This is a genomic window from Arcobacter sp. L (assembly GCF_000284235.1).
In the GTDB taxonomy this organism is placed as follows: domain Bacteria; phylum Campylobacterota; class Campylobacteria; order Campylobacterales; family Arcobacteraceae; genus Aliarcobacter; species Aliarcobacter defluvii.
In genome coordinates this window covers 653,024-673,833 of record NC_017192.1, presented here as the reverse complement: position 1 = coordinate 673,833, position 20,810 = coordinate 653,024, and the positions used below count along the sequence as shown (strand labels likewise).

Here is a 20,810-nt window from a genome sequence, read left to right as displayed (position 1 = left end):
AAAAATAGCTTTATCTTCCCTCTACAAAGAGTTTTTGTGCATTTCACTTTTTTTATACAATAATAGGTAAAACTTATACTGAATATTTAATAAAAAAAGAAAATATTAAGCATAAAAAAAGAAAAAAAAGCTAAAATATTTTTCTTAAAATTAAGGAGATAAAATGAAAAAAATCGTTCTTGCAACATTAGCTGTTGCTACTTTAGCGTTAGCAGATGCACCTGCAGCTTACAATACTTGTAAAGCATGTCATGGAGCAAAAGGTGAAATCAACATTACTACTCAAAGTAAAAGTCATGTTCCAGCAAACTTAGCAAAAGCTGATGTTGAAAAAGCATTACATGGTTATAAAGATGGAACTTATGGTGGACCAATGAAAGGTATCATGAAAGGTCAAGTAATGAAACTTTCTGACGCTGACATCAAAGCTTTAGCTGAATATATCGGTAAATAATTTTTTAGAAGAATAAAGACTCTTTATTCTTCTTTCTTTTCCTCTTTTTTCTTTTCACTTTGAAGTTTTTCTTCTTTAGCTTCTTTTAAATTCTTCTCTTTTTTTATTGCATCGTTTAAATCATCAACACTATCATATAAAAGACCATTTAACATCTTATTTGCATCATCAAATTGACCTGTTTTTGCAGCCCAAACAAAAAGAAGTAATAATCCTGCTGAGATTATAATTCCAACAATTAACATAAAAAAAAGTGTATCATTTATCATTTAAAAACTCCTATTTCATCTTTATTCTAAGTGAATTTAATACAACCATTAATGAACTTAAACTCATTGATAAAGCAGCCACTAAAGGAATAACTAGACCAGCCATTGCTAAAGGTATTGTAATCATATTATAAACTATTGATAAAGATAAATTTTGTTTAATATATTTATATGTTTTATTTGAAATAACAAATGCATCCTTCAAAGAATTTAGCGTTGAATTTAATAAAACTATATCAGAAACAGCAAGTGAAATATCAGCTGAATTTCCCATTGCAATTGCAACATCTGCATTTGATAAAGCAACACTATCATTTACTCCATCTCCAACCATCACAACTATCTTATTCTCTTTTTTTAACTCTTTTATATAATTTGCTTTTGAAACTGGTGTTTGCTTTGCAAAATATTTTTTAATATTTAATTCATTTGCAATTTTTGAAGCAACTTGTTCATTATCACCTGTTAGCATAATTACATCAATATTTTTATTTTGAAGATATTCTATAATCTCTTTTGCATCATCTTTTATTTTATCTTCAAGTTCAAAAGTTGCAATTACTTTTTTATTTATAGCAAACAAATAAACTGTTTTTGTTGAATCAAATTTATAATATATTCCAAATTCTCTTAACAACTCAATATTTCCACCAATAATTTCAAACTCTTTTTCTTCTATATTTTTATATATTGCACTCATTCCTTTTGCTTCTATATTTTTTACAGTTTCAAGTTCTTTAATTTTTAAATCGTACTTTGATTCTAAATATTTTTTTATTGAAATACTAACAGGATGACTAGAAGCAGAAAGTAAAGAGTATAAAAGGTTTAATTTATGAATATTATCATCTAAAATTCGAGCTTTTGATACATTTAATTCACCTTTAGTTAAAGTTCCTGTTTTATCAAAAACTACACTTGAAGCAACAGCAAGTGTTTCAATAAATTTTGCTTCTTTGAAGAGTAAACCTTTTTTTGCAAGCTCTGAAATACCTATTAAACTTGCCATTGGAGTAGCAAGTGCAAGTGCGCAAGGACAAGCAATAACTATAACTGAAACAGCAACAATAAATGATTTTTCAAATTGACTTGTCCCTTCATAATCAAAACCTAAATCTATTCCAAAAAAATACCAAACAACAAAAGTAAGAATTGCTAAACTTAAAATAGTAACACTAAAACCTTTTGAGATTTCTGCTGCTTTTGTTTGAATAGTTGGTTTAGAGTTTAAAGAATCTTCCAATAAAGAAACAATTGAAGAGAAAGTTGAATTTTTAAAATTTTTAGTAACTTCAAATTGTATTAAAGAATCTAAATTTATAGTTCCACTATAAACAATATCCTGAGTTTTTTTATAAATGGGAAGAGATTCTCCTGTTAAAGTTGATTCATCAAAAGAACCACTTCCTTGGATAATTTTTCCATCAACAGGAACTTTTTCTCCTGGTTTTATTTCTATAATATCACCAATATTTATACTATTTAAAGCTACAGTTTTTCTCTCATTGTTTTTTATAACAACAGCTTCTAAAGGTAAACTTGATTTTATTTTATCTAAAGTATCAACAGCAGATTTTTTTCCTATTACTTCTAAATATTTTCCAACTAATACAAAAGTAATAATCATTGAAACTGAATCAAAATAACTCTCACCTTTTGCACCAAAAAGAATAAATAAAGAATATATATAAGTTGATGTTGCACCAGTTGCTACTAAAAAATCCATATTTAAAATACGATTTTTTAAACCAAAATAAGCACCTTTGAAAAATATCCATCCACTATAAAATAAAACAGGAGTTGAAAGTAAAAATTCTCCTATATGAATCATATCTTTTACTTCTTTTGATATACCCGTAAAAAATCCAGTATATTTTGCAACACTTAACATCATAATATTCATACTACAAACAACAGCAACCATCATACGAATAAAATAATCTCTTTTTGCTTTTGAAGCTTGTGCATCTGCTACACTTGAATCATAAGCATAAGCGTTATAACCAATTGATCTAATTTTTAAAATAATTTCTGAAAGTTTTAGTTTTTCATCATCCCAAACAATCCGTGCCTTATTTGTTGTAAAATTGATATTAGCTTCAACTATTCCTTTTGTGTCATATAATATTTTTTCATTTAACCAAACACAAGCTGCACAATGGATTCCTTCAATTATCAAATCTATTTGAGAAAATCCATCTTTTGTTTTACTTACATAATTATCTAAAAAATTTTCAGAATCAAATTTTGTAACATCATCATTATCCAATTTTATAGGAGGAGCAATTGTTTTATTTCCTAATTTATCATAAAAAGAGTCTAATCCATCATCTTTAAGTATATGATATACGCCTTGGCATCCTTTACAGCAAAAATTTAAATCTTCTTCTTTTATCATTACATTTTCATCAAATTCTAAATGACAATGATTACACTTGATTTTCGACAAATGGACTCCTAATAGACTAAAACTATATAATTATTGATTTTTTTATTACTTAGATATTATGTTTATTTATGATATTATATCTTAATAATTTTGGAGAGAGTCTTAATAATGATAAATAATATTTCAATACTGAAAAATATAACTATTTTATATGCAGAAGATGAAAAAGACTTAAGAGAAGTAACACATCAAATTTTAAAGGGCTTTACCAAAAAGCAATATGTTGCACAAAATGGACAAGAAGGTCTAGAACTTTTTAAAAAATATGAGAATGAAATTGATTTAATTATTACTGATGTTAATATGCCTATTTTAAATGGTTTAGACATGGTAAAAGAGATAAAAAAAATCAATATGAATATTCCTATTATTGTTGCAACTGCATTTTCAAATAAAGAGTATTTACTTGAAGCTATCGATATTGGTGTTGATAAATATGTTTTAAAACCTATTGATATTGCAAAACTTTTACAAGTAATGTCACAATCTTTGATTTATCATGAATTAAAAGATTTATACACAGATAAACTAACAAATCTTCCAAATAGAAATAAACTAAAAAAAGATTTAGATGAAAACAATATTGATTTAATGGCATTATTAGATATTGATGAATTTTCAACAGTAAATGATTTATTTGGTGAAAAAATTGGTGATACAATTTTATATGAGTTAGCTAATAAATTAAAAAGCTATTTTAGTGATGAAGAGTATTTTGTATATAGAATTGAAGCTGATAAATTTGCAATTGTTGCAAAGCAAAGTAATAAAGATGTAAATGAATTTTATGATATATGTAAAACATTTGCTGATAAAATTGAAAAAGAATCATTACTTATTGATGAAGATGAAATTGATATAAATATAACTATTGGTATAGCACAAGGTGATGGAGCAAGAGCGTATAAATACTCACAAAGAGTTATAAATTATGCAAGAACAAAACTTCAAAGAATTATGATTTATAATGAATCATTTAAAATCCAACAATCTTTTGAAGAAAATATAAAATGGGTAAAACAATTAAAAGTTGGATTCAGAGAAAATCTATTTCAAGCCTATTTTCAGCCAATTGTTGATACCCAAACAAAAGAAGTTCATAAATATGAGGCACTTATTCGTTATGTAACAAAAGAAGGTGTTGAAATAGCTCCATATAACTTTATAAATGTTGCAAAAAAGACAAAACTTTATCCAAACATCATAAAAATTGTTATACAAGATGCTTTTAAACTAATAAAAAATAAAAACAAAAGAGTTTCAGTTAATATCTCTTTTGATGATATTGCAAATGAAGAAACAACTGCATTTATTTATGAAGTTTTAGAACAAAATAGAAAATATACTCAATTTTTAGAATTTGAAATTTTAGAATCAGAAGAGATTTCAGATTTCAATGAAGTTTCAAAATTCATTGCAGAAATTAAAAAGTTTGATTGTATTGTTGGAGTTGATGATTTTGGAGCTGGATATTCAAACTTCAACTTATTAACTCTTCTTGATATTGATTTCGTTAAGATTGATGGTTCATTAATTGAAAGAATTAATAGTTCAAAAGATTTAGAAATAATTGTAAATACAATTGCTAATTTTTCAAAAGAATTTAAAGTAAAAACTGTTGCAGAATATGTATCAAATGAAGATATTTATAACAAAATAAAAGAGTTAAACATTGATTATTGTCAAGGTTATTACTTTGAAAAACCTTTGAGTTATGATAGTATCAATTAGATTAAGTAGTTAATTACTTAGCCAATTTGATATTATATTTTCTTTCTTGAAAAGTTTAGTTTTTATTCTGGTTATATTTGCAATACAAACTAATTCTTTTGCAGCTGTTTGTAAATCATCATTAATTATTAAATAATCGTAATCTTGAAAAAATTCAACTTCTGCTTTAGCATTTTTAATTCTTTTTTCAATAATTTCTAAACTATCTGTATTTCTACTATTTAATCTCTCTTCTAAAACATTTAAAGATGGCGTTGTAATAAATACTGATGTAACTAAAGCATTTATCTTATTTCTAACAATTTCATGACCTTGAACATCAATATCAAAAATTATCAATTTACCCTCTTCTAAAGCTTTATTAATAGGTTTTAATGATGTTCCATAATAGTTATCATGTACTTTTGCATATTCTAAAAAATCATTGTTTTTTATATCTTCTTCAAACTCTTCTTTAGAAACAAAAAAGTAATCAATACCATTTACTTCTCCAACTCTTGGAGCTCTTGTTGTAGTTGAAATAGAAAAATAGTAATTATCAATATTTTTATATACTTCTTTTAATAGAGTTGATTTTCCACAACCGCTAGGACCTGAGATGATTAAAATTGCACCTTTTTTCTCTTTTATCATCTTATTTTTCCTTTAAAGTAATTCTAACATCAACCGTTTCACCACTTGAAAGTTTATCAATTACCGTTTGATCAAATTTTTCAAGTAAAGGTCTTAATTCATTTATATTAAAATTACTTAGAACTAAATTATAAGGCTTAATAGGCTCTTTTGTTAAATCAAATTCATATTCTTTAACTTCGGCTAAAGCATCATCAATAATAGACGAAATATCTTTCCAATCATTTTTTTCAAGATTTATTTCATTTTGAATATTATCTTCTCTTAGAATATCATTTATTTTATCTAATTCTCGAGAATCTAAAACTCCACCCATATTTAAAGAAGCAAGGCTAACTATACTTTCATCTTCATCTAAATCAAATTCTTCTTCTATTTTTTCTTCCATATCATTATCTATATAATTTACAATAGGAACAGTAACTTCTTCATCTTCTTCATCATCATAAGAGGTAAATGTTGTTACTTTTCTATTATGTTCATATTCCTCTTCTTCTTTAATAATTTCTAATTGTTCAACTAAAAGTGATTCTAACTTTGTAGGTAAAAATGGTCTTGGAATAATAAAATCTCTTGATTTATCAAAAGGTAATTCTTCAGAACTAATAGCACCTAATTTTTTTGAAAGTTGTTTAAGTGAATTAAACTTATCATCTATAAAATTTTGATCTACAACTATTAAATCAAATTTTTCATTTATACTATTTGTTTTTTGAATAGTTAGATTTATATTTAATCTCTTACAAACTAAAGTAAAAATATGTTCAATAATTGCTGTTTCACAAATTAATAATAAATTCACTTTATCTCCTGCAATTTCAATTGTTCTAACTTATAAACTTTATCACATCTCATTGCAAGTTCATTTTCATGTGTTACTAAAATAAGACCTGCATCATTATTTTTAATATAATTAAATAGAGTATTCATTACAACATTTGCTGTATCTTTATCCAAGTTTCCTGTTGGTTCATCTGCAAAAATAATCGCTGGTTTTTTTGTCATAACTCTTGCAATCGATAATCTTTGTTGCTGTCCACCACTTAATTCACCAACACCTTGATTGATAACATATTCTATATTTAATTCTTTTAATAAATTATTATCTATTTTTTCACCACTTAATAATGTGGCTATTTCTAAATTTTCAATTGCTGAAAAGCCTCGAAAAAGATAATGTGCTTGAAAGATTATACCAAAATCATCTCTTCTTATCTTTAAAAGATCATTTTGTTTTATTGAATACATATCTTTACTTTTAAAAACAACATTTCCAAAAGATGGTTTTAAAAGAGAAGATAAAATATTTAAAAGTGTTGATTTTCCACTTCCACTTGTACCAATTATAGCTATTGATTCTTTTTTGTGAAGAGATAAATTTATATTTTTGAAAAGATCGTAATCAAATTTATGAGATAAGTTATTAGCTTGGAGTAAAAGGTCATCTGCAATGAGCGTATCTTTATTATTAGCTTCACTCATTACATATTTCCTTTTATTTTTTTACATTGTAGTTTTAATTAACTACTAATTATTTACCCATTTGTTTTGCAACTTCTGCTGCAAAATCTTCTTCTTTTTTCTCAATACCTTCACCAAGTTCAAATCTAATGTACTCAGTGATTTTAATAGATGCATCAACTTCTGCAATTGCTTGCTCAACAGTTTTTTTATCATCCATTACATAAGCTTGAGATAAAAGTGCAAATCTTCCATCTAATTGAGTATTATCAGTGATATATCTTTCAATTTTTCCTGGAATAATATTTGCCCAAATTTTTTCTGGTTTACCTTGAGCTTTTAATTCTTCTTCAAATTTAGTTTTTGCAGCAGCAATTGCTTCATCTGTTAATTGAGATCTAGAAACAAAATCAGGAATATTTTTTAATGGTTTTCCTAATCTTTTTAACTCATCATTTTCAGCTTCAATTTCTGCTCTAATCGCTTTATTTTCAGATTCAACAAACTCTGCATCTAAATCTTTATATGAAATTACTGTTGGTTTCATAGCAGATGCGTGCATTGCAATGTTTCTTAATAATGCAGCTGCTTTATCTTTTACAGCTTCATCACAAGTAGCAGCTAAAACAACTCCTACTCTTCCTGTTGCATGAACATATCCATTTACAACTTGTCCTGAAACTAAAGCAAGTTTTCTAGCTACTAAATTTTCACCGATTGTTGCAATTTTTTCATTTAAATAAGTTTTAAATTCTTGTCCATTAATTACAGAAGTTGTTAAAACTTCAGCTGAAGCAATTTCATTACTTAAAGCGTGATTTGTAATCTCTTTTGTTAAATTAACAAAATTTTCATTTTTTGCAACGAAATCTGTTTGTGAATTTAATTCTAATAAAGCAGCTTTTGTGAAGTCATCATTAACTAAAACAGAAATTAAACCTTCAGCAGCTACATTTCCAGCTTTTTTAGCAGCTTTACCTAAACCAGCTTCTCTTAAAGCTTGAACAGCTTTTTCTAAGTCACCACCAGTTTCATTTAGTGCATTTTTACAATCAAGCATTCCTGCACCAGTCATTTCTCTTAATTCTTTGATTAATTGTGGAGTTGCACCTGCCATAATTATGCTTCCTCTACTTCTGAAATTTCAGACTCACCTTCTGCAACAGCTTCAGCGATTAACTCTTCCGTTTCTTCAACAGTAACAGGTTCTAATTCAACACCTGTTTCATCTGATAATACAGCTTTCCCTTCATTCATTGCTGCAGCCATTTCGTTGCAGAATAAGTGAATTGATCTAATAGCATCATCATTTCCTGGAATTGGTAAATCTACAACATCAGGGTCACAGTTTGTATCTAAAGGAGCAACAACAGTGATTCCTAATCTTCTAGCTTCTTGAATTGCAATTTTTTCTTTAACAGCATCAAGAACAAACATCATATCTGGAAGTTTGTGCATTTCTTTGATACCACCAAGGTATAATTCTAATTTTTCTTCTTTTCTAGTAAGCATTAAAGCTTCTTTTTTAGTTAAAAGATCTAATTGACCTTCTTCTCTCATTTTTTTAATAATTTCTAATTTTCTAATTGATTTTTTAATTGTTCCGAAGTTAGTTAACATACCACCTAGCCATCTATGGTTAACATATGGCATTCCACAAGAAATAGCAGCTTTTTTGATAGTTTCGCTAGCTTGTTTTTTAGTACCTACGAAAATCATAGTTTCACCTTGAGCAGCTCTGTCTCTAACAACGTTATATGTATATCTGAAGTATCTTAACGTTTTTTGTAAATCTATAATATAGATATTTTTTCTAACACCGAAAATGAATTTTTTCATTTTTGGATTCCATCTTCTTGTTTGGTGTCCGAAGTGTACACCACACTCTAATAGGTCTTTCATTGTAACCATGAGTAATTCTCCTTGAATTATTTTGTATTTATTTTTTGTAAAGGGTTTAGCCTCTGTGCCCCTTAATGTCAAGATTTCTCTTGTCACAACCCATACAAGGATTGACACATGTGAGGTTCTAAATAAAATTAGAACCGTGATTTTATCTAAATTAAATTTAATTTAACTTTAATCTTAATTTAACAATATTTTTAATTTGTAATTAGATAAAATTAAATTTCAATATAAAAGGATAGATTTTGAATTTGCATGAAAAACTAAATGAATTAAAAGTTGAAATAGCAAAAGGCGTTGTTGGTCAAGAAGAGATGGTAAACTCTATTTTAATTGGACTTCTTACAAATGGTCATATTTTACTAGAAGGTGTTCCAGGTTTAGCAAAAACTACAACTGTAAAATGTGTATCACAAGCTTTAAGTCTTAATTTTAAAAGAATACAATTTACTCCTGATTTACTTCCTAGTGATATTATTGGTGCTCAAATTTTTGATATGAAAACTAATGAATTTAAAATCAAAAAAGGTCCAATATTTACAAATTTACTTTTAGCAGATGAAATCAATAGAGCTCCTGCAAAAGTGCAATCAGCACTTCTTGAAGTTATGCAAGAAAGACAAGTAACAATAGCTGATGATACCTTTAAAATAGATACTCCTTTTTTAGTTTTAGCAACTCAAAATCCAATCGAACAAGAAGGAGCTTATACTTTACCTGAAGCTCAACTTGATAGATTTATGTTTAAAATTGTTGTTTCATATAATACAAAAGAACAAGAGTATGAAATAGCAAAAAAAGCTACAATGAACTCTTTTGAAGAGATAAACAAAGTTTTAGATAAAGATATTTTAGAAAAACTAAAACAAGCAGTTAAACAAATACATATTGATAAAGAGTTAGAAGAATACATTATTGATATTATTGATGCAAGTAGAAATCCAAAAGATTATGGATTAGAGGAATTAGTTGATACTATACATTTTGGAGCAAGTCCAAGGGCAACTATTGATATGTTTAAAGCTGTAAAAGCTAGTGCATTTTTAAGAGGAAATGATTTTGTTTCTCCAATTGATATTGCACTTGTTGTAAAAAATATTTTAAGACATAGAATAATTTTAACTTATGAAGCAATGGCAAAAGAGATAAATGTAGATGATGTTATTCAAAAAATTTTAGAGAAAATTGTTATTCCATAAAATATGAATCAAGCTTTAAAAAAAATACTCATAAAAACAAAAAAACAAGTTTTTTCTGAAATCATTGGAAATAATAGTACAAAATTAAAAGGTGAAGGTTATAATTTTTGTGAACTAAAAGAGTATGAATATGGTGAAGATGTAAAAAATATTGATTGGGTTATAAGTGCAAAAATGCAAAAACCATATGTGAAAGTTTTTTATGCACAAAAAGAGTTAAATGTAAATATTGTTTGTTTATTAAATGGTTCAACATATTTTGGAACTGATATTTTTAAGCAAGATATTATCACTCATATTGCTTCAAGTTTAGGATTTATTTGCATAAAACAAGGTAATCCTTTCTCTTCATTTATAGCAAATGAAAATCTTGAAGTTTGTACAAAAAAATCAAAACAGATTTTTAATGTAAATTTTATGGCTGAACAACTTTATAATTATAATGTAATTGGTAAAAATATAGATTATGAAAAAATTACTAAGGAACTTTTTAAAGCCATTCATCAAAAATCACTCATTTTTTTAATTGGAGATTTTTTTGATATTGAAAAACTTGATTTAAAACTACTTTGTCAAAAACATGAAATTATTGCACTTATAATTAGAGATAAATTTGAAGAAAATCCTTTAGAACTTGGGAATGTAAGTTTTATTGACCCAAACAATAATAAAATGTTTGAATCAATTTTAAATAAAAGTGCAGTTTTAGAGTATGAAAAAAAAGTTTTAGAAAACGATCATAAACTATATAATCATCTACAAAATTGTAGTATTAGATTTACAAAAATATATACAAATGAAGATCCAATAAAAAAACTAATTGGAGTTTTAAAATGAATGAAGATATTTTATCAAAACTCAATGACATAAAAGAGTTAGAAAAAATACCTGATAACTCTATTTTTATCTTTGCATTATTAGTTTTTTTAGGAATTTTAGTTTTATTAAGTATTGTTTTTTTAATCATCAAATTTTTAAAAAATAGAAAAAAAAGTCCACGAAAAATCTATTTTGAAATTTTAAAGCAAATAGATTTTGAAGATGCAAAAAAATCAGCTTATCTTATAACAAAATATGCAAGATTAGTTGCTTCAAATGAAAGAGAAAAAAAATTGGCAAATGAGTTAATAGATGAACTTGAAAAATATAAATATAGAAAAAATGTTGAAATTATAAATAATGAAATCAAAAATAAATACTCAATTTTTTTGGAAGCTTTAGATGTTTAATAATTTCACTTTTGAATATCCATATTTTTTATTATTAATTTTTTTATTTATATTTTGTTCTATTTTTTGTAAAGCAAAATCACCTTCTTATTTAATTCCACATTTAAATATTTTTCAAAAAGTAAATCAAAAATCAAATTTAATAAACTCTATTTTAAAATATTTGATAATTATATTTTCAATAATTGCTCTATCAAGTCCTGTAAAAATAAATGATACTATTTTATTAAAAAACGATGGAATAAATATTATTTTAGATTTAGATGCAAGTTATTCTATGAATGAAAGAGATTTAGATGAAAACCATATAAAAAGTCGTTTTGATGTTGTAAAAGAGATAATAAAAGATTTTATGACAAAAAGAGTTGCTGATAATATAGGAGTAGTTTTATTTGGAGATTCGGTACTTATTTCAAGTCCTTTAAGTTTTGATAAAGAGGCTCAAAAAGAAATTATTGATTATTTAGATGTTGGAATGGCAGGTAAAAATACAGCATTAATTGATTCAGTTGCTTCAAGTATAAATATTTTAAAAGATAAAAAAGCAAAATCAAATATCATAATTTTATTAAGTGATGGAGAAGATAATTCTAGTTCCATTCCAATCGAAGTTGTAATAAAATTATTAAAAAAGTATAATATAAAAGTTTATACAATTGGTATTGGAAATTTTAATAACAATATTTTAAATTCATTAGCAAAAGAATCAAATGCAAAAGCTTATGTAGCTTATTCAAAAGAGGATTTAAATTTAATTTATGAAGATATAAATAAACTTGAAAAATCTAAAATTGATCAAAATAAAATTATTTTAAAAGATTATCTTTTCTTTTACCCACTATTTTTTTCAATTTTATGCTTAATTTTATTAATTTATTTAAGGAATAAAGAATAATTGTTTTATTTAATAAGAAGGATTCGTTATGTCAAAAAATAAATCTGCATTGAAAATTTCTTTGCTTTATTTTTTATTTAGTTTTTTTTGGATTTATTTCTCAGATTTAGCACTTAATCTATTTTTTAAAGATTTAAATAATGCGCAATTTTTACAAACTATAAAAGGTTTAATTTTTATTAGTTTATCTTCAATTTTACTATATTTCTTAATCAAAAATTTTTTCAAAACTTTGCAAAATGAAAAATCTCAACTACTTAAAACTAATGAAATTTTAGAAAAAATCATTGAAAATGCTCCTGTAATAATATTTTGGAAAGATAAAAAAGGAGTTTATCTTGGTTGTAATACTGCATTTCTTGAATTAATGAATTTAAATACTAAAAATGATTTACTCGGGAAAAAAGATTCTGATTTTCATATTAGTGAAAAAGAGAACTTTATGAATGATGATATGATTGTTATTACTACAAGAAATGCAAAATTGAACTATATTGAAACTGTAACAGCAAAAGATAAAAGTTTAAGATTTTTAAATACCTCTAAAGTACCTTTAGTTGATGATAAACAAAATATTATTGGTGTGTTAGGTGTTTCGTTAGATATCACTGACCAAATAAATAAACAAAATCAAATTAAATCTCAAGAAGAACTAATTATACAACAATCAAAACTTGCATCTATGGGAGAAATGATAGGAAATATTGCTCATCAATGGAGACAACCTTTGTCTATTATTTCAACTCTTTCAACAGGAATGAAACTACAAAAAGAATTAAATATCTCAAATGAAGAGTATGAAAAAGAGTCATTAGACAATATAAATGAAAATGCTCAATATTTATCTAAAACAATTGATGATTTTAAAAACTTTTTTAAAAAAGATACTATAAAAATATCTTCAAATACTAAAACCGTTTTTGAAAAAACTTTAAAACTTATAAATTCAAGATTAAAAAATAGAGATATTGAAATAATTCAACATAATTCCGAAATTGAATTTGAAACTTATGAAAGTGATTTAATACAAATTTTTATAAATATAATAAACAATTCAATTGATGCTTTTGATAATATTAAAACAAATAAATATATTTTTATAAATACAAAACTTGAAAAAGATAAAATAATTATTGAAATAAAAGATAATGCAGGTGGTATACCACAAAATATTATAGATAAAATTTTTGAACCATACTTTACAACAAAAGGTGAAAAACAAGGAACTGGTATTGGGCTTTATATGTCAAAAGAAATTGTAAGTAAACATCTAAATGGAACAATTACAGCCTCAACAGTAAATTTTGAATATTTAAACAATCATTATACAGGTGCTCTATTTCAAATTATTTTACCTATAAAAAAAACTATAATGGAATAAAAATTGCATATAAAAATCCTAAAAAAAAGGATTTCATATGACACCAAATGAATACATAAAAGAATATAAACTTGAATGGCAACCATCTTTTAATGGTTCTATTTCTTCAAATCTAAATGCTTATAGGGGAGCATTAATTATTGAAGAAGGTAAAAAACTTTCTGAAACTAAAATCATGCCTCCAAAAGCTCAAGCAAAACAAGTTATCATGATAAGTGAAAATGATAAAGTTAAATTCTTTGCTTGTGAGTTAGAAACATTTAACTATTTTGAAGCATTCTTTGAAAAATATAAAAGTTTCTTTGATAAAGATTCTATCATCGTACTTTATGTTATAGATTTAGATGGAAATGGTATTTTTGAATACGAAGGTATTAAATTTAATGCTATTATGTTATATGAGAACTCTGTATGGAATGAAGTTTTAGATTTTGTATCACTTGAAAAAGGTGATTTGAAAAAACTTTCAAATGAAGATAAATTAGTTGCAATTTATGATGAGTTAGCGAATTTAGAAAAAGAAGAAGTTAATAAAACTTATGATGAGATGTTAGCTTTAATAGGAAATACTAAAAAAGCTCTTATGGGAGCAGTTTGATTAAATAAAGAGTTTTACTCTTTATTTAAAATCTTTAAAACTTCCTCTTTATCAGAAAATGGAAATTTTTTATCATAAATAATTTGTGTTGATTCATCACCTTTTCCAAGAAGTAAAACAACACTATTCTCATCAGCCATTTCAATTGCTTTTTTAATAGCTTCTTTTCTATTTATTTCAACTTGAACACTTGGATGATTTTTTATTCCAGCTAATATATCTTCAATAATCATATCAGGATCTTCAAATCTTGGATTATCACTTGTTACAATAATATCTTTTGAATATTTTGCTGCAACTGTTCCCATCAATGGACGTTTAAGTTTATCTCTATCTCCACCTGCTCCAAATACACAAATAATATCTTTATCATTAAAACTTTTTAGAACTTCATCCATTCCATCAGGAGTATGAGCAAAATCAACTATAACTAAAGGATTAACACTAATTGTTTCCATTCTTCCACTAACTCCACCAAAACCTTCAAGAGCTTCACAAATCTCTTCTAATGGTTTTTTTGTAGTTATGTGAACAGCTGCAACTGCAGCCATTAGATTGTAAACATTAAAAATTCCCATCATATAAGATGAAAAAGAGTAATGTTTTCCAAAATGATTAAACATTACATGCATACCATTTTTAAAAGAGTATGCGTCAACTTTATATGTTGATGGATTTTCTAAAGAGTATGCAAATCCATTTTTTATGTTGTATCTTACTTTATCATCATCTTTATTGATTAGTTTTGGTGATTCATCTTCAAAAAATGAATTTTTAACTCTTATATACTCTTCAATTGTTTTATGATAATCCAAATGATCTCTTGTTATATTTGTATGGATTTTTAAAGCAAACTCTAAACCTTCAATTCTTTTTTGTTCAATTGCATGAGAGCTAACTTCCATCACAAAAAAATTACAACCATTTTGTATTGCTTTTTGAATATGTGCAAAATTTCCAAGTTGAACAGGAGTTGTTAAAGAATATTCTTCAACTCTTTCGTCATTTATGAAAAATCCTCGTGTACCTTGTAGTGCAACTTTATAACCTAAATCTAAAAGAATTGAATAAATAGCTGCAGCTGTTGTTGTTTTTCCATTTGTTCCAGTTATTCCAATAACTTTGATGCTTGACATATCTAAGTGATTTTTTAATTCACTTGCAGTTATTATCTCACCGCATCCATTATCAATTGCACTTTGTTTAAATTTTTCATTCTGTTTTGAAACAACAAAAACAGAATTTTCATCTACTTCATTTGAATTATCAGTATAAATTCTATTATTTATGATTAGTTGCAAGTTTTTTCTCTTCCAATTTTTTATATAATTTTTCTATTTCTTTATCATAAGAAAAATATTCATTAAATCCATCAAGATATGTATAAGCCGTACTGTTAAAATCATTATCAATCAATTTTGTTACAAAATCATAAAAATCATCTCTATTTTCAATTGCAACTTTTGTTGAAAACATTATATCTTCAAAAGCTATTCGAAAAGAGCCCCTTGATTCAATCAATTTTTTGAAATCTTCATATCTAATTGCATCTAGAGATTCAACAGTTGATGTACTTAAATCTTTTAATATCTCCATCATTTTATCTATATCACCATCATAGGCATTTATAACATCTTCTACATATCTTATTGCTTCTTCTAAATTTTCATCTTTTATTATCGAGAAATAGTCATATAATGACATTGCTTTTTGAACATCTTCACTTGCAACATCACAAAAAAGGGCATAAATAGGATACTCTTTATTTTTTGGGAAATTTGATGATAGTTGAGAATATAAAAATAAAGCTTCATCAAATCTTTTTTGTACAAAAAGTGAATTTGCCTCATCTAATAATCTACTTTCATTTATCATTATTATAATTCCTCTAATTTATTTTCCATACCTAATGGTACATTTACTATTTCTAAATCTGGGTGTATTGCTGATTTTAATTCTTTTTCTACAATAAATTTTAATGTACTTCCACTAGCACTACAGCCAACACATGAACCTTGTAGTTGTACAAAAATTCTTGCATTTTTTATATCTAATAACTTAATTGCTCCACCATCTCTTGCTAACATAGGTGCAATTTTATTCTCAATAATTGAACTTACAGGTGTAAGTAAATCTTCATCTGTAAATGGTATCATTTATTTTTTACCTCTTTTGCTTTTCTCTTTACAAAATATATTCCAATAGCTGTAATTACTAAAATTACTGCTATTGTTTGAAATATAAAAGAGAGTGTTACTTCTTCTTGAAACATTATTTTCCTATTTTAAAACTTCTTCACATCTATTACAAAGAGTTTCTTCAGCTGTTGCTGTAAACTTCCAACATCTTGGACATTTGTGTGCAACTGCTTTGTAAACTTCAAAATCTTTTCCATCAATTTGGAAACTTCCAAGTATATCAGAGTTTTGTTTATTATTTGTTACAGAACTTACTAAGAACCAATCACTTGATTCTACTTCATCTAAAGCTAAAATTTCTTCACAATTTGTATAAATCATCAACTCTAAAGTTGATTTGATAACCTTTTCTTTACTTAATGAATCTTTTATTTCAGAGAATTTTTCTTTCGCCTCTATCAAAATTTCTTCATTTATAGAAGACTCAACTTGTGGCAAGTCAAATTTTTTATAATCAAAAATATCTTCACAATTTTCTTTTATAAATTTTGGAGCAAACTCTAATAATTCATCCATTGTATATGTTAAAATACAAGCTAAAGTTGAAATTAACTTTTTAGCAATTAGTGCCATTGCACTCTGTGATGCAAGTCTGTGAATATCATTTTTATCATCGCAATACAATCTATCTTTACAAACATCAAGATAAATTCCAGATAAATCAACAACTAAGAAGTTATTTAATTTATTTAAACCTTTTGAAAATTCATAAACACTAAATGCAGCTTCAATTTCTTCAAATACTTTTTTAGCTTTATTTAATATCCATTTATCTAATGGACCCATTTTAGAAACATCAACTATTTCTTCTAAATCACTAATATTTGCAAGTAAAAATCTTGCTGTATTTCTAATTTTTCTATATAACTCACCATTTTGTTTTAGAATATTATCAGAGATTTTTAAATCAGATTGATAATCACTCATTGCAACCCAAAGTCTTAAAATTTCACTTCCGTACTCTTTTATAACTTTATCAGGAGCTACAACATTCCCTTTTGATTTAGACATTTTTTCACCTTTTTCATCAACAGTGAATCCATGTGTTAAAATCGATTTATAAGGAGCAATTTCACTTGAAGCAAGTGTAGTTAAAAGTGAAGATTGGAACCAACCTCTATGTTGGTCACTTCCTTCAAGATACATATCAGCAGGGAAAGTTCCAGCATCATAATTTCTACTTCTTAAAACTGCATTTTGAGTTGAACCACTATCAAACCAAACATCTAAAATATCTAAAGTTTTTTCTAAATCATCAGGATTTAATCCACTTCCTGGATATAAAAGTTCAGAAATTTCTAAATCATACCAAGCATCACAACCTTTTTGTTCAAAAATCATTGCTGTATAATTTAAAACTTTTTCATCAAAAATGATTTCATCAGTTTTTTTATTTCTAAAAAATGCAATTGGAACTCCCCAATCTCTTTGTCTTGAAATACACCAATCAGGTCTTCCTTCAAGCATTGCTTTTAACCTATTTCTTCCCCATTCTGGATAGAATTTTAGGTTTTCAACTACTTCTAAAGCATTTTCTCTTAATGTATTATTTTTATTTCCATATTTATCATCAATAGAGATAAACCATTGTTTTGTTGCTCTAAAAATAATTGGGGTATGTGTTCTCCAACAGTGTGGATAAGAGTGTCTAATATCTACTCTTTTTAATAAAGCACTTCCTAATTCTTCTAAAATTAACTCATTTGCTTTGAATACATTTAATCCTAAATATTTATCAGTATCCTTAAATAATTTTTCTCTAACTATTGTTTCATCATATTTTCCATATGCATCAACAGGCATAATAACATCAAGATTATAAACAAGACCAACTTTATAGTCATCTTCTCCATGTCCTGGTGCTGTGTGAACTGCTCCAGTTCCTGAATCCATCATAACATGATCACCTAAAACAATTTTAGAAGTTCTTCCATTTAATGGATTAATTGCAAATGTATTTTCTAAATCTTTTGGATTAATAGTTTCAACAATTTCTCCAGAAATTACACCACTTTCTATTAAAGAATTATGTAATTTTTTAGCAACAATGAATTTATCAGAAGTTTTTACATATTCTTCTTCACCATTTAAAGAGATTCCAGTATTTGCAGGAAGTGTCCAAGGTGTTGTTGTCCAAATAATTATACTTGCATCAATATTTTCATGTTTAAACGCTACAAATATTGAAGGAGATGTTTTATCTTCATACTCAACTTCTGCTTCAGCAAGTGCTGTTTGAGCAGCCCAAGACCAATAAACTGGTTTACTTCTTTGAACTAATAAACCTTGTTTTGCAATTGCACATAACTCTCTATAAATATTTGCTTCAAATTTAAAATCCATTGTTAAATAAGGATTTTCCCAATCAGCAATAACTCCTAATTTTTTGAATTCATCTTTTTGAATTTCAACAAATTTAGTTGCATGGTCTCTACATAATTGTCTTAATTTTGATTTTGGAAGCTCTTTTTTCTTTTCACTACCAATTTTTTCTTCTACTTTTTGTTCTATTGGTAAACCATGACAATCCCAACCTGGAACGTATCTTATTGATTTTCCTTCAAAATAATGAAATTTGTTAATAATATCTTTTAGAATTTTATTTAAAGCATGACCAATATGAATATTCCCATTTGCATAAGGAGGTCCATCGTGAAGTGTAAATGATGGACACTCCACTCTATTTTTTTTCATTTTTTCGTAAACTTTTTTGTCATCCCATTGCTTATATTTAACAGGCTCATTTTGAGGGAGATTCCCTCTCATTGGAAAATCTGTTTTTGGAAGCAATAAACTCTCTTTATAATCCATTATAACACCTTCATTTTTCAAATATTTATTGTTTTCATTAAATCGTAGATTATAGCTAATTTAATTTAAAACTATATTTAGTACAAAATTAAATTATACTTTGTTACTAAAATCCATAATTTATTTATATATTGACTAATTTTATGTAGCATTTATGTTAAATAAAAAATTTATATGATAGAATTTGCAAATATTTCACAAAAAACATAGGAAAGATAAATGAATGAAAAACACTATGAAGTAGTAATTGTTGGTGGAGGAATCTCTGGGGCAGCTCTATTTTTCGAGTTAGCAAAATATTCTGATGTAAACAGTATGTGTTTATTAGAAAAATATGAGGACTTAGCTACATTAAACTCAAAAGGTACAAGTAACTCTCAAACTATTCACGTAGGTGATATTGAAACAAACTATACTTTTGAAAAAGCAAAAATTACAAAAAGAACTGCAAAAATGATTGAAAAATTCAATCTTATGTATGATCTTCAAGATAAAATCATGTTTAAACACCAAAAAATGGCTCTTGGAGTTGGTGAAAAAGAAGTTCAATTTATAACTGATAGATATAATAAGTTTAAAGAAATTTTCCCTTACTTAGAATTATGGGATAAAGAAACTTTAAAAGAAAAAGAACCTTTATTAGTATGGGCTGATAAAGAAAGAACAAAAGAAAGACCTGAACCAATTGTTGCAATGGGTACAGCTGATCAATATACAACTGTTGATTTTGGTGCTATGACTAAAGAATTAGTTAAAGCTGGTCAAAATGCTGATTCATCAAAAACAACAGATGTATTCTTCAATTCTGAAGTTGAAGAGATTGAAAAAGTTGGAAATAAATTTAAATTAACAACAATTAATGGTACAGTTTATACAGCAGATTTTGTTGTTGTTGATGCTGGTGCGCACTCTTTATTCTTAGCACATAAAATGGGTTATGGAAAACACATGGGTTCTTTATCTATGGCTGGTTCATTCTATATTACAAGTGGACATTTCTTAAATGGTAAAGTTTATATGGTACAAAACGATAAATTACCATTTGCAGCTCTTCATGGTGATCCAGATATTCTTTGTGAAGGTAAAACTAGATTCGGACCAACAGCTCTTGCATTATTAGTTTTAGAAAGATACAAAGGTGGAAAATCATTCTTCCAATGTTTAAAAACAATGAATTTTGATGGAAATATTTTAAAAATATTCTGGGATTTATTAAAAGATTCAGATATTAGAAACTATATCTTCAAAAATTTCTTATTTGAAGTTCCAGGAATCAATAAAGGTCTTTTTGTTAAAGATGCTAGAAAAATTGTTCCTTCATTATCAACTGAAGATATTGAATATGCAAAAGGTTTTGGTGGAGTAAGACCACAAGTTTTAAATAAAGCAGAGAAAAAATTAATGCTTGGAGAAGCTTCAATTACAGAATTAGAAGGTATTATATTTAATATGACTCCATCTCCTGGTGCAACTTCTTGCTTAGGAAATGCAGAAAGAGATATCAAAAAAGTTTGTGAACACTTAGGTAAAACTTTCTACGAAGATAAATTCTTAGCAGATTTTACAGACGATAAATAATTAACTTAATTAATAGAAG

At 26.1% G+C, this 20,810-nt stretch carries 20 protein-coding genes; 9 read left to right on the top strand and 11 right to left on the bottom strand.

Annotated elements, in window-relative coordinates; translation table 11 throughout:
* The first annotated feature begins 163 nt into the window (after positions 1 to 163).
* Positions 164 to 454, top strand: a complete 291-nt coding sequence (locus tag ABLL_RS03415) for a c-type cytochrome (protein ID WP_014473381.1) — start codon at positions 164 to 166, stop codon at positions 452 to 454.
* A gap of 23 nt (positions 455 to 477) precedes the next feature.
* Here ABLL_RS03415 and ccoS read toward each other — a convergent pair whose 3' ends face one another.
* Together ccoS and ABLL_RS03405 are read right to left on the bottom strand one after the other, a co-directional pair.
* Positions 478 to 723, bottom strand: coding sequence for a cbb3-type cytochrome oxidase assembly protein CcoS (ccoS, locus tag ABLL_RS03410; RefSeq protein ID WP_014473380.1), 246 nt, complete (start codon positions 721 to 723; stop codon positions 478 to 480).
* A 10-nt stretch (positions 724 to 733) separates the two neighbouring features.
* Entirely contained in the window at positions 734 to 3,172 is a 2,439-nt protein-coding gene (locus ABLL_RS03405; RefSeq protein WP_014473379.1) for a heavy metal translocating P-type ATPase, read from the bottom strand.
* A 108-nt stretch (positions 3,173 to 3,280) separates the two neighbouring features.
* Between ABLL_RS03405 and ABLL_RS03400 the strand changes: the two genes are divergently transcribed.
* On the top strand, positions 3,281 to 4,903 hold the full coding sequence (locus tag ABLL_RS03400; RefSeq protein ID WP_014473378.1) for an EAL domain-containing protein: 1,623 nt from the start codon (positions 3,281 to 3,283) through the stop codon (positions 4,901 to 4,903).
* A 9-nt stretch (positions 4,904 to 4,912) separates the two neighbouring features.
* Here the strand turns inward: ABLL_RS03400 and gmk are convergent, their stop codons facing one another.
* From gmk to rpsB, 5 genes are read right to left on the bottom strand one after another with little or no spacing between them, the layout of a single operon-like run.
* Positions 4,913 to 5,536, bottom strand: a complete 624-nt coding sequence (gene gmk, locus ABLL_RS03395) for a guanylate kinase (protein ID WP_014473377.1) — start codon at positions 5,534 to 5,536, stop codon at positions 4,913 to 4,915.
* 1 nt (position 5,537) lies between these two features.
* On the bottom strand, positions 5,538 to 6,338 hold the full coding sequence (locus tag ABLL_RS03390; RefSeq protein WP_014473376.1) for a hypothetical protein: 801 nt from the start codon (positions 6,336 to 6,338) through the stop codon (positions 5,538 to 5,540).
* Positions 6,335 to 7,018, bottom strand: a complete 684-nt coding sequence (locus tag ABLL_RS03385; protein ID WP_014473375.1) for an ABC transporter ATP-binding protein — start codon at positions 7,016 to 7,018, stop codon at positions 6,335 to 6,337. The genes ABLL_RS03390 and ABLL_RS03385 overlap by 4 nt, the downstream gene beginning before the upstream one ends.
* Before the next feature lie 49 nt (positions 7,019 to 7,067).
* Positions 7,068 to 8,114, bottom strand: coding sequence for a translation elongation factor Ts (gene tsf / locus ABLL_RS03380; protein ID WP_014473374.1), 1,047 nt, complete (start codon positions 8,112 to 8,114; stop codon positions 7,068 to 7,070).
* Positions 8,115 to 8,116: 2 nt separating this feature from the next.
* On the bottom strand, positions 8,117 to 8,908 hold the full coding sequence (gene rpsB / locus ABLL_RS03375; protein WP_014473373.1) for a 30S ribosomal protein S2: 792 nt from the start codon (positions 8,906 to 8,908) through the stop codon (positions 8,117 to 8,119).
* 245 nt (positions 8,909 to 9,153) lie between these two features.
* Between rpsB and ABLL_RS03370 the strand changes: the two genes are divergently transcribed.
* The 6 genes from ABLL_RS03370 to ABLL_RS03345 are packed head-to-tail and all read left to right on the top strand — an operon-like array spanning position 9,154 to position 14,204.
* Positions 9,154 to 10,101, top strand: coding sequence for a MoxR family ATPase (locus ABLL_RS03370; protein ID WP_041655050.1), 948 nt, complete (start codon positions 9,154 to 9,156; stop codon positions 10,099 to 10,101).
* A 3-nt stretch (positions 10,102 to 10,104) separates the two neighbouring features.
* Positions 10,105 to 10,938 carry a DUF58 domain-containing protein gene (locus ABLL_RS03365; protein ID WP_014473371.1) on the top strand — a complete coding sequence of 278 codons (834 nt, stop codon included), beginning with the start codon at positions 10,105 to 10,107 and terminating at the stop codon, positions 10,936 to 10,938.
* Positions 10,935 to 11,330 carry a hypothetical protein gene (locus tag ABLL_RS03360; RefSeq protein WP_014473370.1) on the top strand — a complete coding sequence of 132 codons (396 nt, stop codon included), beginning with the start codon at positions 10,935 to 10,937 and terminating at the stop codon, positions 11,328 to 11,330. Before ABLL_RS03365 ends, ABLL_RS03360 begins: the two co-directional genes overlap by 4 nt.
* On the top strand, positions 11,323 to 12,225 hold the full coding sequence (locus ABLL_RS03355) for a VWA domain-containing protein (protein WP_014473369.1): 903 nt from the start codon (positions 11,323 to 11,325) through the stop codon (positions 12,223 to 12,225). Before ABLL_RS03360 ends, ABLL_RS03355 begins: the two co-directional genes overlap by 8 nt.
* Positions 12,226 to 12,253: 28 nt before the next feature.
* Complete coding sequence (locus tag ABLL_RS14635; RefSeq protein ID WP_014473368.1) at positions 12,254 to 13,606, top strand: ATP-binding protein; 1,353 nt, start codon at positions 12,254 to 12,256, stop codon at positions 13,604 to 13,606.
* A gap of 37 nt (positions 13,607 to 13,643) precedes the next feature.
* Entirely contained in the window at positions 13,644 to 14,204 is a 561-nt protein-coding gene (locus tag ABLL_RS03345; RefSeq protein WP_014473367.1) for a hypothetical protein, read from the top strand.
* A gap of 14 nt (positions 14,205 to 14,218) precedes the next feature.
* On the opposite strand, the gene ABLL_RS03340 is transcribed toward ABLL_RS03345, so the two are convergent.
* The 4 genes from ABLL_RS03340 to ileS form a co-directional block, all read right to left on the bottom strand.
* Positions 14,219 to 15,505 carry a UDP-N-acetylmuramoyl-L-alanyl-D-glutamate--2,6-diaminopimelate ligase gene (locus ABLL_RS03340; RefSeq protein ID WP_014473366.1) on the bottom strand — a complete coding sequence of 429 codons (1,287 nt, stop codon included), beginning with the start codon at positions 15,503 to 15,505 and terminating at the stop codon, positions 14,219 to 14,221.
* Positions 15,486 to 16,079: a hypothetical protein gene (locus tag ABLL_RS03335; RefSeq protein ID WP_014473365.1), complete on the bottom strand. Its 594-nt coding sequence runs from the start codon at positions 16,077 to 16,079 to the stop codon at positions 15,486 to 15,488. Before ABLL_RS03335 ends, ABLL_RS03340 begins: the two co-directional genes overlap by 20 nt.
* 2 nt (positions 16,080 to 16,081) lie before the next feature.
* Positions 16,082 to 16,360, bottom strand: coding sequence for a NifU family protein (locus ABLL_RS03330; RefSeq protein WP_014473364.1), 279 nt, complete (start codon positions 16,358 to 16,360; stop codon positions 16,082 to 16,084).
* 123 nt (positions 16,361 to 16,483) lie between these two features.
* Complete coding sequence (gene ileS / locus ABLL_RS03325; protein ID WP_014473363.1) at positions 16,484 to 19,213, bottom strand: isoleucine--tRNA ligase; 2,730 nt, start codon at positions 19,211 to 19,213, stop codon at positions 16,484 to 16,486.
* Positions 19,214 to 19,432: 219 nt separating this feature from the next.
* Between ileS and ABLL_RS03320 the strand changes: the two genes are divergently transcribed.
* Positions 19,433 to 20,791 carry an FAD-dependent oxidoreductase gene (locus tag ABLL_RS03320; protein ID WP_014473362.1) on the top strand — a complete coding sequence of 453 codons (1,359 nt, stop codon included), beginning with the start codon at positions 19,433 to 19,435 and terminating at the stop codon, positions 20,789 to 20,791.
* The last annotated feature ends 19 nt before the right edge of the window (positions 20,792 to 20,810 follow it).